This window comes from Pseudomonas sp. W2Aug9 (assembly GCF_023127755.1).
GTDB classification, from domain to species: Bacteria; Pseudomonadota; Gammaproteobacteria; order Pseudomonadales; family Pseudomonadaceae; genus Aquipseudomonas; species Aquipseudomonas synxantha_A.
In genome coordinates this window covers 38,000-54,452 of sequence record NZ_SPKL01000006.1, presented here as the reverse complement: position 1 = coordinate 54,452, position 16,453 = coordinate 38,000, and the positions used below count along the sequence as shown (strand labels likewise).

Below are 16,453 nucleotides of genomic sequence, written 5' to 3'. Positions count from 1 at the left end.
AAATCTTCATTCGCCACATTCGCTTCCAGCTTCTACCCTGAGTGCAAAGCCCTCCGGAGTAAGAGCGCTCATGTACAAAGACCTCAAGTTCCCTATTCTTATCGTGCACCGTGACATCAAGGCCGACACCGTTGCCGGTGACCGGGTTCGAGGCATCGCCAGGGAGTTGGAACAAGAGGGCTTCAGTATATTTTCTGCGGTGGACTACGCCGAAGGGCGGTTGGTGGCTTCCACCCATCACGGTTTGGCGTGCATGTTGATCGCAGCAGAAGGCGCCGGGGAAAATACCCACCTGCTGCAAAACATGGTCGAGCTAATCCGCCTGGCGCGGGTGAGGGCACCCAACCTGCCGATCTTTGCCCTGGGTGAGCAAGTCACCCTGGAAAACGCGCCGGCCGATGCGATGAGCGAGCTTAACCAGCTACGCGGCATTCTTTATCTGTTCGAAGACACCGTGCCGTTCCTGGCGCGCCAGGTCGCCCGCTCTGCACGCACTTACCTGGACGGCCTGTTACCGCCGTTCTTCAAGGCCTTGGTGCAGCACACCGCCGATTCCAATTATTCCTGGCACACCCCTGGCCATGGCGGTGGCGTGGCATATCGTAAAAGCCCGGTGGGGCAGGCGTTTCACCAGTTCTTCGGGGAGAACACCCTGCGCTCGGACTTGTCTGTTTCTGTCCCTGAACTGGGCTCGCTGCTCGATCATACCGGGCCCCTGGCCGAAGCCGAGGCCCGCGCCGCGCGCAACTTTGGCGCCGACCATACGTTCTTCGTCATCAATGGCACCTCCACCGCCAACAAGATCGTCTGGCATTCCATGGTCGGTCGCGACGACCTGGTGTTGGTGGACCGCAACTGCCACAAATCGGTGTTGCACTCGATCATCATGACCGGCGCTATCCCGCTGTACCTGTGCCCGGAGCGCAACGAACTGGGGATCATCGGCCCGATCCCCCTGAGCGAATTCAGCCCCGAGTCAATCCGCGCCAAGATCGACGCCAGCCCGTTGGCATATGGCCGGCCACCCAAGGTGAAGCTGGCGGTGGTGACCAATTCCACCTACGACGGCCTGTGCTACAACGCCGAACTGATCAAGCAGCAATTGGGTAATAGCGTAGAGGTGCTGCACTTCGATGAAGCCTGGTATGCCTATGCGGCATTTCACGAGTTTTTCGCCGGGCGCTATGGCATGGGCACCTCGCGCACACCGGACAGCCCGCTGGTATTTACCACCCACTCCACCCACAAACTGCTGGCCGCATTCAGCCAGGCATCGATGATTCATGTGCAGGATGGCGGCGCACGGCAGCTGGACCGTGACCGTTTCAACGAAGCCTTCATGATGCACATCTCGACTTCACCGCAATACAGCATCATCGCTTCGCTGGATGTCGCTTCGGCGATGATGGAAGGCCCCGCCGGGCGCTCGCTGTTGCAGGAAATGTTCGACGAGGCCCTGAGTTTCCGCCGCGCGCTGGCCAATCTGCGCCAGCATATTGCTGCCGAGGATTGGTGGTTTTCGATCTGGCAGCCACAGTCGGTGGCGGGTATCGACCGCGTTGCCACGGCGGACTGGCTATTGCATCCCCAGGATGATTGGCACGGCTTTGGCGATGTGGCTGAAGATTATGTCTTGCTGGACCCGATCAAAGTCACCCTGGTGATGCCTGGCCTCAATGCAGGTGGCGCCTTGAGCGATTGTGGGATTCCCGCCGCGGTGGTCAGCAAGTTTCTCTGGGAGCGCGGCCTGGTGGTGGAAAAAACCGGGCTTTATTCGTTCCTCGTGTTGTTTTCCATGGGGATCACCAAAGGCAAGTGGAGCACCTTGCTCACCGAGTTGCTGGAGTTCAAGCGCAGTTACGATGCCAACGTCAGCCTGGCCAGTTGTTTGCCCTCGGTGTACGGCCAGGGGCCGGTACGTTATCAGGGCTTGGGCCTGCGCGATCTTTGCGACCAGTTGCACAGCTGTTACCGTAGCAACGCCACCGCCAAGCATCTCAAGCGCATGTACACGGTATTGCCGCAGATAGCGATGAAACCCGCCGATGCCTACGACCAACTGGTCAGAGGCGAAGTTGAAGCGGTATCCATCGATGCCTTGCCAGGACGCGTCGCAGCCGTAATGCTGGTGCCTTATCCACCGGGCATTCCATTGATCATGCCCGGCGAGCGCTTTACCGAATCAACGCGGTCAATCATCGACTACCTGGCATTTGCCCGCACGTTCGATAGCAGTTTCCCCGGTTTTGTCGCCGATGTTCATGGGCTGCAACACGAAGATGACGGCAGTGGCCGTCGTTACACCGTCGATTGCATCAAGGGTTAAGAATGTTTATGCAGCAAGCTGTGATGAACCCGAAGTACCCAGGGCTCAGTGTGCGCGTCGCCGACGAAGGCTTCGACGCATACGTATGGGGCAATGACTTCAGCTTCGAGGTCAGCGCCTATGGCATACCGCAGATGGGCCAGCGCGTCGAGCAATGGCCGGTTGAGCGCGTCCTGCCGTATCGCAAATGCTATGGCATCGACCCGGAAGAGTTCGCCAGCTTTCGCGATGCCGCCGACAGTGCGATCTTCATGGCCTACCTGGATGACCGTGCGGTAGGGCACATTGTGGTCAGCACCAACTGGAATGGTTTTGCGCATGTTGATGAGTTGGCCGTGGTGTTGCCGGCGCGACGCCATGGCGTGGCCAAGGCGCTGCTGGATGTGGCGCAGTTCTGGGCGCGCAAGAAAAACCTACCGGGCATGATGCTGGAAACCCAGAACAATAATCTGGGTGCCTGCCGCCTGTATGAGCGCTGCGGGTACCTGATGGGCGGGATAGACCAACTGCGTTATCGCGGGATTGATCCACAAACACGCGAGGTGGCGATTTTCTGGTATCGGTTGTTCAAGACCGAGGTGGAAGCAGTCTGAACTCGCTTCTACAAGGGTTTGGTGTCGTTGCAAGCCAGGCTTTCGGCTTTCTGGGTGACTATTTCCAGCAGCGCATTCAAGGCTGGTGATGTCGCACCGTCCTTCAGGGTCAGTGCATAGAGGCTGACCAGTATGGGGGGCGACACCGGGCATACATCCAGCCCGGCCTCCCTTGCACCAAAGGCGGTAAAGGGGTCGACAATCGCCAAGCCTTCTCCGGCCTCGACCATGCTGCGCATCATCTGGTACGTCTGCACCCGCGTTTGCACCACCGGCAGCGGGCGCAGGGCTTGCAGCTTGGCATCCAGCAGGCGGCTGAGCGGGTCATGCCCCTCAAGTCCGATCAGCGACTGCCCGGCCAGGTCTTGCAGCGCAATGTACTTCTGCCTGGGTTTGAGCCAGCCATGGGGCGCGAGCAATTGCAGCTTGCCCTGGGCCAGCACCGTGCTTTGGATTTGCGCATGTTCCGGGTCATGCAGGCTCAGGCCCACATCCGCTTCGTGCAGCAGCAGGCTCCTGACGATATCCCGGGTCGGCTGGCTCGACAGATTGCACGGCGTATCCTGGAAACGTCTGCGCAGCACGGCGATGCTGTGCGGCAACAGCTGGTTGGCCAGAGGCGGGGTGCAAAGGGCACGCAGGGTTGGAGCGTGATGGTGTTTCAAACGGCTGGCCAATCGCTGTACTGGCTCAAAGGCTTCGTACAGTTGGGCAATGTGCGTCTGCAACTCCAGCGTTTCCCGTGTTGCCTGGAGCCGACCGCGCACGCTGGCAAACAGCATGAACCCCAGCTGCAACTCGGCGTCCTTCAGGATTGCGTCTACTTCACCCACAGAGAGTTGCAACCATTCGGCGGCCGTGCCCAGGTGTCCGGTTTGCAAGATGGCCTGAATCACTTCGATATGACGTAAACGCATGGCCGGAGTCTATGTGCAGCGCGATGGGTATTCAATGGTGCAAGCCCTCAGGCGCAAAAAAGACTGCGCGGGTCGCCCCGGCCTATGGCGCTCGGCCATGACCTCATTAGAATGGTGCGTCTGATCAGCAACGACCAATGCCGGCTTGCCGGTACTTACAACAAAAAACAGGTCTGGTCTCAAATGCCTCTACCCTCGACGTTCTTCGGGGTGACGGCCAAGCAACTCGTGGTTCTTGTGACCGTGGGATGCGTGGCGGCTTACCTCTTCAACGACCCCACGCAACACCCATCCGAAGGCCTTGCACTTGAAACGTTCATCCGTTCCCAGGAAAAAGTGAACGAGCAGGTCGGCACTGTGTTGGCGGTTACCTTGATCAAGCAAGTGGAGGCGTACCCCGCGTCCAACCGGTCGGGCTACAAGCGCTCGATGTACGCGGTGGAGGGGGAGAGAGGGCAACTGGTGGTGACGCTCAAACAAAGTGAGCAGGGCATCGAAGTGACGCAGATCCGCAGTCCTTGATGGCCCCGGCCCAGTCAACGCCATCGATGGCCAGGACTGAGCGGGTGTACAAACGGGGACCCTTATGATGCCAGGGTAGTTTTCGATTCGCGGACGAGAATGGTCCCCGACTGGATCAGTTTGAATTCATCGCCTTCCAGTTTCTCTACACGGTCGCCAATGGCCAGCTTGTAGGTGGTGGTGGGCGTCGAGCCAGCCAGGTCGCCTTGCGCCGGGTTGGATTCCTGGAACTCATGCACCGAATATACGCGGCCTTCCGCGTCTCTGGCATGGAACTGTCCGACTAGTACTGCTGCCATCTGTTTAGAACCTCTGGAGATAAACGCTCGATTTGCGGTTCTGTAGACCGTCAGGGAGCGGGGTAGTTTACCTATAATAAAAAAATACTATTCGCTGATATTTTCAGACACTTCCTACGCAGGTTACTGCAAGGAAAACGCCCCGGTAATCATCGAAACCCTCTGGTGAACACGCCGCTAAGCCTTTATAACTACAAGCTCCTTTATTCAGAAGTCGGGAAACCTCAATGAGCAAGGTCTACACGATTGCCGTCCTGGTGGGCAGCTTGAGAAAAGCGTCGATCAACCGCAAGGTCGCCCTGGCCTTGGCCGAGCTGGCGCCTGCCAATCTCAAGTTGAACATTGTTGAAATCGGCGACTTGCCGCTCTACAACGAGGACATCGACGGTGCAACACCGCCCGCAGCCTACAGTACTTTCCGCCAACAGGTGAGTTCATCCGACGCGGTGCTGTTCGTGACCCCGGAATACAACCGCTCCGTACCGGCAGCGTTGAAGAACGCTATCGACGTAGGTTCTCGTCCATATGGGCAAAGCGCCTGGAGCGGCAAGCCTGGTGCGATCATCAGTGTGTCGCCGGGTGCCATTGGTGGTTTCGGCGCCAATCATCACCTGCGCCAGTCACTGGTGTTCCTGGATGTGTGGTGCATGCAGCAGCCGGAAGCTTACCTGGGTGGGGCGGGCAGTGTGTTCGATGAGGCGGGCAAGGTGTCGGAAAAGACCAAACCATTCTTGCAAGCATTTATCGATGCCTACGGCAAATGGGTGGAAAAACAGAAGGCTTGATCGGGCAATGCGCTCAGGTGTGGGAGGAGCAAGCCCCTCCCACCTTTTCGTTTAACGCAGCCAGTTGGTCCGGGCCAGTTCAATCACCTCATCCCCGCGCCCACTCATCACCGCTTTGAGCATATACAAGCTGAACCCTTTGGCCTGTTCCAGCTTGATACTTGGCGGCATCACCAGTTCCTGAGTGGCGGTCACCACGTCTACCAGCACCGGGCCATCATGGGCCAATGCGCGGCGCAAAGCCGGCTCGAGGTCTTCGGATTGCTCCACACGAATCCCCAGGATGCCCATGGCATTGGACATGGCCGCGAAGTCCGGGTTTTTCAACTCGGTACCAGTGTCCAGGTACCCGGCAGCCTTCATTTCCATGGCCACAAACCCCAGGGACGAGTTATTGAACACAATGAGTTTCACCGGCAAATTCAACTGCGCCAGTGAAATGAAATCCCCCATCAACATGGTAAAACCGCCATCGCCCGACATTGAAATCACCTGGCGCCCAGGGAATGCCGCCTGGGCGCCGATGGCCTGAGGCATGGCGTTGGCCATCGAGCCATGATTGAACGAGCCGATCAGCCGGCGTTTGCCATTCATCTTCAAATAACGCGCCGCCCACACCGTGGGTGAGCCGACGTCGGCGGTGAAGATCGCATCATCGTCGGCCAGCTCGCTGAGCAAGCGTGCGACGTACTGGGGGTGGATCGGTCGATTCGCCTTGGAGGGTTGCGCCAAGTCATCCAGCCCCTGACGGGCCTTCTCGTAGTGCTTCAACGAGGTCTCAAGAAAGCTGCGATCGGTCTTGCGGGTCAGGCGCGGCAGCAGGGCATCGATGGTCTCCCTGACATCGGCGGCGATGCCCAGATCCAGCGTGGCGCGTCGTCCCAGGGCTTGCGGGTCGCGATCAACCTGAATGATCTTGGCATCGGTGGGGTAGAACTGGCGGTAGGGGAAGTCGGTGCCGAGCATGATCAAAGTGTCGCAGTCGAGCATGGCGTGGTAACCGGAACTGAAACCGATCAGGCCGGTCATGCCCACGTCAAACGGGTTATCCCACTCCACATGTTCCTTGCCGCGCAACGCGTGCACCACCGGCGCGCCGAGCGCATCGGCCAGCGCTACGACTTGGTCGTGGGCACCGGCACAGCCGCTGCCGCACAGCAGGGTGACCTTTTCACTGCCCTGAAGGATCTCGCTGAGGCGTTGCAGGTCCTGCTCAGCCGGTAAGGTGCGCGGTGCGTGCAGAGCTGGCCAGGGCTTGAGTTTATCTTCCACTTCAAGCAACGACACATCCCCCGGAATCACCACCACCGCTACGCCGCGGTTGAGGATTGCCGAGCGCATGGCACGGTGCAGTACCTGGGGCATCTGCTCGGGGTTGCTCACCAGCTCGATGAAATGGCTGCACTCCTTGAACAGTTCCTGGGGATGGGTTTCCTGGAAATAGTTGAGGCCGATCTCCGACGACGGAATTTGCGCAGCAATCGCCAGCACCGGCACATGGTTGCGATGGCAGTCGAACAAACCATTGATCAAATGCAGGTTGCCCGGCCCGCAACTGCCGGCACACACCGTCAACTCCCCCGTGGCGGCGGCTTCGGCACCGGCGGCAAAGGCGGCGACTTCTTCGTGGCGCACATGCATCCACTCGATACTGTCCATGCTGCGCAGTGCGTCGGTCAGGCCATTGAGACTGTCACCGGTCAGGCCCCAGATGCGCTTGATACCCGCCTGTTCAAGGGTGGTCGCCAGTTGCTGGGCCAGGTTGATTTTCGCCATGAGGAACTCCAGTCGTCAGTGAGGTTAAAAACTGCTGATCAGTAGAGGACAGTTCGATTACAGCGAATGCTCACCCTATAGTGTGAAGATTGCTTCATGGCCACGCGGTATTGGCGGGGGCGCCGGGGGATGAACCACTGGTCACGTACCAGCGCAATGCACGGGGCGACGTTGGCCTTGGTCTGCCCACCCAAATTTGCAGAGCCAAGCAGGACCAAATGTGGGAGGGGGCTTGCTCCCGATAGCGGTGGATCAGGCAACGAATCTGTTGACTGGTACTCCGTCATCGGGGGCAAGCCCCCTTCCACATTTTGATACTCAGCGTCGACGGAACAGCGGCAGCGGCTCGTCCGTCGCAGCCTGATAGGTCACCGAAAAGTCCTTGAGACTTTCCAGCGCTTCGTACGGGTCTTTGTCGGCGCGCAAGGCGAAGGCATCGAACCCGCAGCGGTGCAGGTAGAACAACTGGTCACGCAGCACATCGCCAATCGCCCGCAGTTCGCCCTTGTAGCCATAACGGTCACGTAGCAGGCGGGCGTTCGAGTAGTTGCGGCCATCGGTGAACGCCGGGAAGTTCAGGGCGATGACCTGGAAGTGTTCCACGTCGTCACCGATTTCCTCGGCTTCTTCATCGGCGTCCAGCCACACGCCCAGGCCGCCATCGCGGGCCTTGAGGGCGTGGCCGTGTTCGCGCCACAGGGCCAGCGGCACGATCAGGTCGTCGCAGTTGGAGATGCCGTCGAAGCTCGCGTCCTTGGGCAGCAGGTGCCAGGTTTCGTCGACGACTTCGTTGTTCTTAATGATTCGCTGCATAGACGCGCTCCTTGAACAGGTCGATGCCGATGCGCTGGTAGGTGTCGATGAAACGTTCATCTTCGGTGCGCTGTTCGATGTAGACGTCGATCAGCTTGCCGATCACCTCGGGCATGGCTTCCTGGGCGAAGGATGGGCCAAGGATCTTGCCCAGGCTCGCATCGCGGCTGGCGCTGCCACCCAGGGACACTTGGTAGAATTCTTCGCCTTTCTTGTCCACGCCCAGGATGCCGATGTGGCCGACGTGGTGGTGACCACAGGCGTTCATGCAACCGGAGATGTTCAGGTCCAGCTCGCCGATGTCGAACAGGTAGTCCAGGTCGTCGAAACGGCGCTGGATGGATTCGGCAATCGGGATCGACTTGGCGTTGGCCAGGGAGCAGAAGTCGCCGCCCGGGCAGCAGATGATGTCGGTCAACAGGCCAATGTTCGGCGTGGCAAAACCGCCTTCGCGCAACTCGCCCCACAGGCTGAACAGCTGGCTTTGCTCGACGTCCGCAAGAATGATGTTCTGCTCGTGGGAGGTACGCAGTTGGCCAAAGCTGTAGCGCTCGGCCAGGTCGGCAACGGCGTCCAGCTGCTTGTCGGTGATATCGCCTGGGGCAACGCCGGTGGGCTTGAGCGACAGGGTCACCGCCACATAGCCTGGCTTCTTGTGCGCCAGGGTGTTGCGCGTGCGCCAGCGGGCGAAACCTGGGTGTTGCTGGTCAAGGGCGGCCAGTTCGGCGTTCTGGTTGCGCAGGGCTTTATATTCAGGATCGACAAAATGCTTGGCGACGCGGTGCACTTCGGCTTCGGTCAGGGTGGTCTGGCCGCCGCGCAGGTGTTCCATTTCGGCGTCGACTTTCTGGGCAAACACCTCAGGGGTCAGCGCTTTGACCAGGATCTTGATCCGGGCTTTGTACTTGTTGTCGCGACGGCCGTAGCGGTTGTAGACCCGCAGGATGGCGTCGAGGTAACTCAGCAGGTCCTGCCACGGCAGGAACTCGTTGATGAACGCGCCGACCACCGGGGTACGGCCCAATCCACCACCCACCAGCACGCGGAAACCCAGCTCACCGGCAGCGTTGTACACCGGCTCCAGGCCGATATCGTGCACTTCGATGGCGGCGCGGTCCGAGGTCGAGCCATTGATGGCGATCTTGAACTTGCGCGGCAGGTAGGCGAACTCAGGGTGGAAGGTAGTCCACTGGCGCACGATCTCGCACCACGGCCGTGGGTCGATCAACTCGTCGGCAGCCACGCCGGCAAACTGATCGGTGGTCACGTTGCGCAGGCAGTTACCGCTGGTCTGAATGGCGTGCATTTGCACAGTGGCCAGTTCAGCCAGGATGTCCGGCACGTCTTCCAGGGCCGGCCAGTTGAACTGCACATTCTGGCGGGTACTGATGTGGGCATAGCCTTTGTCGAAGTCGCGGGCAATCCTGGCCATCATTCGCGTCTGGCGCGAAGTCAGCTGGCCATAGGGCACGGCGACCCGCAGCATCGGCGCAAAGCGCTGAACATAAAGGCCATTTTGCAGGCGCAGAGGGCGGAACTCTTCTTCGCTCAGTTCACCTGCTAAGTAGCGTCGGGTCTGATCACGGAACTGCTTGACGCGGTCCTCGATGATGCGCTGATCGTATTCGTCGTATACGTACATATAGGTCCTGTTCTCGGCAAATCTGCGCGCACGGCCGCGCACTCCCAACGGAGCCGGCGCACGATACCAGTTTGCGTATATGCGCAAAAGTGATGTTTGGGTATATGTAAATAACCAAACTGACTAATGAGAACTGTTATCGCCATACCCACATTTGTCATAGGGGCAACTCTGGTCTTTACTGTGGTCGAGTCTTAGTGCCGTCACCTATAAAACTGACAAGAGGCGATGCAATGAGCAATTCCACCAAAGCCCGTAAACCTGACAGTACCGTGGATGCTTGGGCCATTCTGTTCCTGATCATCTTGGTGGTCGGGACGGCCGTGTTCTGGGTCAGCCACCAGTAAAAGAGCGTTGACTGAGCCTCGATTTGCTGTCGCATTGCCACTATTATGGCGATCAATATTCCAGGCTCGAAACAACCATGTTGAAGGTTCTGATTACGTGTATGTGGTTAGCAGGATCGACGTACGGGGCGATGGCCCGGGCGGCGTCGGTGGTTTTTCTTAACCCAGGCTCGTCCACGGAAACCTTTTGGGTCAGTTATGCGCAATTCATGCAGGCCGCCGCCAAGGACCTCGGCCTGGATTTGCGCGTGCGCTATTCCGAGCGGAATGCCGATAACACCCTGGCACAAGCCCGTGAGACGCTGCAAGGCAGTCAGCGGCCCGACTATCTGGTGCTGGTCAATGAGCAATATGTAGCCCCGCCGATCTTGCGCATGGCCCGGGGCAGTGGGGTCAAGCTACTGATTGTGAATAACGCACTGACCGGCGATCAGGTGCAATTGCTGGATGCCCATAAAGACGCTGAGTGGATCGGCAGCCTGGTGGCCGACGATGAGCAGGCCGGTTACCTGATGCTCATCGACCTGCTAGGCAACCATGCCCCGCTCGCGCCAGGGGCATCCCTTGAGCTGTTGGCGTTTTCCGGAGCCAAGAACACCCCGGCTGCGCAGTTGCGTGAAAAAGGTTTGCGCCGTGCGTTGGCCGAGCACCCCCAAGTGCGTCTGCGTCAGCTTGTCTACGGTGAGTGGAACCGCCAGCGTGCCTTTGAGCAGGCCACACTGTTATTCAAACGCTACCCGCAGGCCGCATTGGTGTGGTCGGCCAATGATGAAATGGCACTGGGTGCCATGCAGGCCCTGCAAGACAGCGGGCGGGTGCCGGGTAAAGACGTGTTGTTCAGTGCGCTCAATAGCTCGCCAGAAATCCTCAGGGCACGCTTGGATGGGCGCCTGAGTACCTTGGTGGCAGGGCACTTCACTTTGGGCGGATGGGCGATGGTGTTGATCAATGACCATGCCAAGGGTATCGATATCGGCGCGACCGGCACGCGCGACCGTCAACAAGCATTGTTCCAACTGATCGATGCCGACCAGGCGCGACAGTTGCAGGCGTCGACGCCGTCGGTGGATTTTCGTGCACTGTCGGCCGTAGGCAAGCCGGCATCCTACCGGTACCCGTTCAGCCTGCAATTACTGCTGCGTTAAACCCCGGCCAAGTGCAGCACAAGCTTGACGATGCCGAACAACGTCAAGGCAAATACCGCCGTGAAAAGCAGGCCCAGGATCACAAAGTGGCTGGGCTTGCCGTGGGTAAAGTCACGGGTGCGGTTCTTGCCGCTCTGAACACCAAAGGCCGCTGCCAGGACGCTGTGGAGCATTTGCCAGAAGGTTGGCGGCTTGTTTTTGGCTGGATCGTTCATAAAACCCTCGTGCGCAAGGCTGTCTTACAGAGCATAGACAATTGGGCAGCACGCGGCTGGCTTGTATCAGCCCTCTGAACCCTGCTTCTTGATCGTTCCCACGAGTGGAAACGATCAAGAACGACCGTACACCTCCAGGTGCAGGAACAGCTTCTGATCAAGCGGCGCATCGATCCGTGCGTCATCCAGATAGATCACGACGCGGTTATTGGCCTTGTCCCGCTCCATCAGTTCTTTGCGCGTAAACAGGCGTTCTGCTGGGGTCTTCAGGTGGCCGTAATTAGGCGGTGAGACGGGAGAGTCGACGGAGGTGTAATGGAAGTGCGCGTACCACAGGTTAGCTTCCTCCCACTTTATTCCTGGTTTGATTTTACGTTTGTCACGTATGACATATTCGGTGAGAAAGTCACCGGCCTTCAGTGGAATACGTTTTTTTTTCTTCACCAGGTTGATATCAACAAAACCATGTGTGTGTAAATAATCGACCTTGTAGGCTTTGGGGCGCTGTAACAGATACCCTTCGGCGCACACCTTGTGAGCCTGTTTAGAGGCAGCTTTTGCCGCGTCATCGTAGCGCTTGCGCAGGGCAGCGGCTTCTTCGCCAGTCGCGCTCTCAAGCTCCTTGGCCAATGCTGAAAATTTTGCCGCATGTTGACTCAGCATCTCCTCCCAATCCCTGGGGTTGACTGTCTCGCGTTGACTGGGCTCCTGGAGTTTGCGCTGTTGGAAGCTAATACGTTCATTGATACTGGTTCGCTCGTTTTCGATGGTTTGTGCATCCGCTTTGATTCTTTTCAATGAGCGAACCACAGGCGCGGGCGTTTTTGCCGGCACACTCTCGGGCTTGACGATTTTCCAAACGCCTTCGCTGGGATGTTCGTGGTAAGAGGCGATGATTGCGCCGGTGAGTGGGTCGGCAATGTCGACATAATTGCCCGGTTCATTGGGCTGGTGCGTACGCATGTCGCCCACCAGACTCTTCTTGTCTGCGGTTTTGATCACCCGCCGGGTGGTGGATTTTTGTCGTTTGGTTTTGTCGAGAGCCGGCCTGGGGGCAATCTTTTCTTCAACGAGGATCAAGTTGGCCAGTTGCGCCTCAAGGCTTGAACGTGCCTCACCCAGGTGTTCTAGGTACGACACGCGATAAGCCTCCCGCACGAAACCGGAGTTCATTTCGTACAACGACTTAACGGCATTCTCCAGTTGCTCATAGCGCTCAAGGGCACCCTTGAGGACATTGATTTGCTCCACCGTCGAGTAGCCTGAGGTGGTGCGCATTTCTGTATGTGCGAGCACAATGCTGACGATTTGGGGGTCGTGGAGTACACGGATGAACGGAAACTCCATCACCCCCATTGGGCGATGGGTTCGATTGAACACCAAATCAGTGAACACTAGCAGTGCATGCTGTTTGATCGCCACTGAGGAGATGTTTTGATCGGAAGGGTCTCCTTCCAACAGTAATGGGCGCAGTGCAGGGTCGGCTTGCTTGAGGAAGGTCTCGATCTGTTCTGCCGGCTCGATCATTTGATTGAGGGCCGCTACTTGGCGCTTTTTGGTGTTGATGTACTCATCGTAGGCATGTGTGATGTTTTCCGGTAATTCTCGATTGGCGCGCTCACCGAGCTCGTCGGAGTTTTCGCCGTTGTCGCTTACCAGAGTGTCGGCCATTTTTTGCGCCAGACACGCAAAGACCGAACTCCAGTAGCTATAGATGATTCTTGTGGCCTTATCTCGTGTTTGCCTGCGTGTGGAATCTGTGCGGTCGGCTTGCATCAGTTCATCGGCCTTGGCTTCGATTCGTTGCATCACAGGGATCAATGTCCGGCCGTTTTGTTGGTAGTTGTCGAGTGCTGTTTCCCACTGGGCCCTGGCATGTGCTGTATCGACTCGCCTGGCCGCGTGGCGCCTGGCGACCTGGGCGTGAAGCTGCGGGATGCTGGCTGAGGTGCCGAGGAGTAGCCAGTCCTTTCTCAGAAGTGTTGCCTGGTCGGCCAGATTGGCGCGGGTCGTATTCAAGATGGACTCCAACACAGCGGTAGAGATCACTTCTGAATTCATCTCTATCAAGAGCGCGTCAAATTCTTGTTTTAACGTGCGAATACGCTGGTCACGCTTTGACTTCCACCCACTCAAGCTGTCCCTGGGCATGCCACCCTCCAGCCTGGCACGCCGGTCCAGCCGCCAATGCCCTTGGCCATCGCTGACCAGCTTGAAGCCGGGATGCTGGGGATGGTCCGGATGCACCAGGTAGACCTCGTTGAAACCCGGCACCACGTTCGCCTGAAACAACAACCCGCCGATGCTGGCGTGCCACTTGCCGTCAATCCAGTACAGCCCTTTGAGAACACCGTGTGTTAGAGGGGAGGGTAGCGGAGTGGGCCACGGAACTTGCACATCGAGCAGCGCCTTGAGCAACTTCGCGCCGGCTTGAGGGCTGGCAATCGAGTGACCGAAGTCCAGGGCCGTGTGGCCGGTCGCCGGTGGTTCACCGGGCAGCGATACTGGGCCATGGCGCACTATGGGCGCTTCTTGCGCAGCGGGCAGGCCCACCGGGCGTCGCCACGTTTCCAGGTGCAGGGCATGCTCCTGCGCGGAGGGCTCCGACAACGGCTGTCGAGACCGATCGGAAGGGGCAGTGGCGTGCAGCAGCACCATGGCGGTGTTGAGCAAAAGATCGATCAGGGCCAGCTCACGGGTGGTGGGATCGTTGCTGTCCAGGCCGGCCAGATCCTGCTCCAGGCTGCTGACCAGCACCATGAACCAACCAGCCAGCATGGCCGGGCCCTGTACCAGCGGTAACAGTAGGGTATTGAACAGCAACCACGCGCCTTCCATCACGACGGCCCAGCGGCTTTCGTGGTTGGACACCGACTCGCGGTCCGCCAGGTCGACCAAGGCCCGTGCCGTGCTGCCGAACAGATGATTGAGCAGTTGACCGTTGACTTGCGATTGCAGCCATTCGCCCGCGCCTTCATCGACGGCGAGCGTCGCAGGTGCTGGCTTTTCAGGGATGCTGAATTCATCCCCGGGCAGGAAACGAATGATGTGCGGTTCCTTGATGCCGCCATGGTCATAGATGGGGCGGGCCGTGTCGCTCAGCCACGCCAGCACCGTGTCTTGCAACGCACCGGGCGCGGCCAGTGCGTCGAGCAAGGCCTGGCGGGTCGGGTATTCATGCAGGGCCTCGGCATACAGCGGCTGGTACAGCAGGTGCGGGCCGACACTCGTATCACGCGGCTCGATAATGAACGCGTTGTTGACTTCATCCGGTGCGGCCCCGGGCTTGCGGCACAGGGCCAATGGGCGCAGAACAATCTCCTGTTCGTCGACGATTCGGTCCGAGGGCATTTCACCCATCAACGCTTTGACGTAGCGATAACCGGTGACGGTGACGCCATGCTGCCCGCGAATCTTGTATTCCAGTGCCTGCATCGGCAGCTTGACCTTGAGTTCGCGGGTAAACAGGGTTTCCCGGCGGCGCGCGTCAACCGTGTCGGACAACAAGGTGTCTTTGATTGTTTGTGGATAGGTGGCGCCGATATCGACACGCTGGATCAGCCCGGTACTGCCCAGCAGGTAGTCTTCGTCCAGCCAGGTCGGCAGCGCCTGGGAGCCTTTGGCTGAGAGCGTCAGTGTGCCTTTAGGTTTGCCGGCCAGGTTCTTCAGCGCCAACTCCGTCAGCGACATGCGCACATGCTCGATAATACCGGCGCCGCCTGGATAACCGGCGGCCACGGCAAAGTCCAGCACCACTTCGTCAGGGTCGCAGTCGCCATGATCGGCTTGCATCTGCTTGCGCAGCGCGGCGCGGCTGAAACCGTAGATGTTTTCAATGCCCTCGTTGAACGAGCGGCCCTGGTTGCGTTGCAGCACCTGCGCCATGTCCTGTACGTGGCGATGGTAGGCAAAACGGTCGGTGGCGCTGGCCTGGGCGAGCCATGGCGGCAGTTGCTCATTGACCTTTTGCAAGGTCGGCTCAGCGGCTGTCGGCACCTGGGTAAACAGCAGCGCCGGATCGGTGAGTTTTCCCAGGCGTCGTTCAAGCGTTCTTTCGTCCTGGCCCTGAAATTTCAACGTCGCCAGATCTTCCAGTTGCTGATTGAGGATCAGGCCGGCCTGTTGCTCGAACACATTGCCGTCCGGTTCGTTGCGCCGCCACGTAAGGCTGTCGAACTGGAAGCGCGCCTGCATCCTGGCTCCCCAGGCAACACCGAAGTCATCGAGGCCGTCAAACGCCTGGATATCCCCGGCCACGCTGTACAGCAGCACCTGCTTGTCGCGCACCAGCAGCAGGTCGGGGGTTAGCAGGCTGACCTGTTCGCCGGCATGGGTGAATGTGTTCTCAATCAAATAAACATAGGTGGCGGGTGAGGATTGGGGTAGGCGCTCGGCTTGCACCGGCCAGGTAGCGACGACCCTGAGCATGTCCCGCTGGGTCGGGTTCAAGCTCGATTGGCTGGCGGCTATTGCCGTCATCCGGCCGTTGAGAAATTCGCCCAGCCACTGCCAACGGCTGCTGCCATGGCTGTCGGTTTCGCTCCAGTAGTCGGCCAGCGCAGCCTGGAAATACAGGTGAATCGATTCGGGCAGTTCATCAATGATGCTTGCGATTGCCTGCATGTCGATCAGCGGCGCGGCATCAGGCTTGAGGATCGTGGGGATCTGTTGCGTCAAGTAGTACGCCAGCTCGCGTTTTGGCTGCAGGTCGAGCAGCTGTGGGTTGAGCACATGGGCGATGGCAACTTCCATCAACGACCGGTAGGTGTACACCCCATCGGGGTGCGGGATGGCCAGCTTGACGGTAGCCAAGTCCAGCTTGAGCGACGGATAGCGCTCCAGGATACGGCTGCGCAGGGCGTTGAACACCACGGAATACAAGGCCGGGCGCGTAGCGAAATGCGCATGGATGGCCTGGGCGGGCAGTTGGCTCAGGGTCGTGGGGGTGCTCGGGGTGGGCATGATGAAATCCTTTTACCTGTTTGATAGAAGCGACAGGAAATCGAATGTGGTGACCCCGCAGGCGGTACAGGAATACCACTGCCGGCGCCCCGCCCCGAACGCGCACGACGT

General features: G+C 58.9%; 12 protein-coding genes. 5 read left to right on the top strand and 7 right to left on the bottom strand.

The window, feature by feature from the left end; genetic code table 11:
- Positions 1-70: 70 nt before the first annotated feature.
- Together E3O56_RS03320 and E3O56_RS03315 are read left to right on the top strand one after the other, a co-directional pair.
- The gene (locus E3O56_RS03320; protein WP_248127853.1) at positions 71-2,326 is read left to right on the top strand and encodes an Orn/Lys/Arg decarboxylase N-terminal domain-containing protein; all 2,256 of its coding nucleotides are present in this window, start codon (positions 71-73) and stop codon (positions 2,324-2,326) included.
- A gap of 23 nt (positions 2,327-2,349) precedes the next feature.
- Positions 2,350-2,919, top strand: coding sequence for a GNAT family N-acetyltransferase (locus tag E3O56_RS03315; RefSeq protein ID WP_248127908.1), 570 nt, complete (start codon positions 2,350-2,352; stop codon positions 2,917-2,919).
- Between the two features lie 8 nt (positions 2,920-2,927).
- Here the strand turns inward: E3O56_RS03315 and E3O56_RS03310 are convergent, their stop codons facing one another.
- Entirely contained in the window at positions 2,928-3,836 is a 909-nt protein-coding gene (locus E3O56_RS03310; RefSeq protein ID WP_032875974.1) for a LysR substrate-binding domain-containing protein, read from the bottom strand.
- 183 nt (positions 3,837-4,019) lie between these two features.
- Here E3O56_RS03310 and E3O56_RS03305 point away from each other — a divergent pair, with 183 nt between their 5' ends.
- Entirely contained in the window at positions 4,020-4,358 is a 339-nt protein-coding gene (locus tag E3O56_RS03305) for a hypothetical protein (RefSeq protein WP_248089867.1), read from the top strand.
- Between the two features lie 62 nt (positions 4,359-4,420).
- Here the strand turns inward: E3O56_RS03305 and E3O56_RS03300 are convergent, their stop codons facing one another.
- Positions 4,421-4,657 carry a hypothetical protein gene (locus tag E3O56_RS03300; RefSeq protein ID WP_032875971.1) on the bottom strand — a complete coding sequence of 79 codons (237 nt, stop codon included), beginning with the start codon at positions 4,655-4,657 and terminating at the stop codon, positions 4,421-4,423.
- 227 nt (positions 4,658-4,884) lie between these two features.
- On the opposite strand from E3O56_RS03300, the gene E3O56_RS03295 reads away from it, so the two are divergent.
- The gene (locus E3O56_RS03295) at positions 4,885-5,442 is read left to right on the top strand and encodes an NAD(P)H-dependent oxidoreductase (protein ID WP_005788734.1); all 558 of its coding nucleotides are present in this window, start codon (positions 4,885-4,887) and stop codon (positions 5,440-5,442) included.
- Between the two features lie 51 nt (positions 5,443-5,493).
- On the opposite strand, the gene poxB is transcribed toward E3O56_RS03295, so the two are convergent.
- From poxB to E3O56_RS03280, 3 genes are all read right to left on the bottom strand, one after another.
- A complete protein-coding gene (gene poxB / locus E3O56_RS03290) occupies positions 5,494-7,218 on the bottom strand; it encodes a ubiquinone-dependent pyruvate dehydrogenase (RefSeq protein ID WP_103734337.1) in 1,725 nt (574 codons plus the stop codon).
- A gap of 318 nt (positions 7,219-7,536) precedes the next feature.
- Entirely contained in the window at positions 7,537-8,031 is a 495-nt protein-coding gene (locus E3O56_RS03285) for a DUF934 domain-containing protein (protein ID WP_005788729.1), read from the bottom strand.
- Positions 8,015-9,673, bottom strand: coding sequence for a nitrite/sulfite reductase (locus E3O56_RS03280; RefSeq protein WP_248127851.1), 1,659 nt, complete (start codon positions 9,671-9,673; stop codon positions 8,015-8,017). Before E3O56_RS03280 ends, E3O56_RS03285 begins: the two co-directional genes overlap by 17 nt.
- Positions 9,674-10,097: 424 nt before the next feature.
- Here E3O56_RS03280 and E3O56_RS03275 point away from each other — a divergent pair, with 424 nt between their 5' ends.
- Positions 10,098-11,165 (top strand): ABC transporter substrate-binding protein, encoded by a 1,068-nt coding sequence (locus E3O56_RS03275; RefSeq protein ID WP_032875962.1) that lies wholly within the window; start codon positions 10,098-10,100, stop codon positions 11,163-11,165.
- Here E3O56_RS03275 and E3O56_RS03270 read toward each other — a convergent pair.
- On the bottom strand, positions 11,162-11,380 hold the full coding sequence (locus E3O56_RS03270) for a DUF2970 domain-containing protein (protein ID WP_248127849.1): 219 nt from the start codon (positions 11,378-11,380) through the stop codon (positions 11,162-11,164). The genes E3O56_RS03275 and E3O56_RS03270 overlap by 4 nt on opposite strands.
- Positions 11,381-11,494: 114 nt before the next feature.
- Complete coding sequence (locus E3O56_RS03265; RefSeq protein ID WP_248127847.1) at positions 11,495-16,342, bottom strand: DUF6543 domain-containing protein; 4,848 nt, start codon at positions 16,340-16,342, stop codon at positions 11,495-11,497.
- Positions 16,343-16,453: the final 111 nt, after the last annotated feature.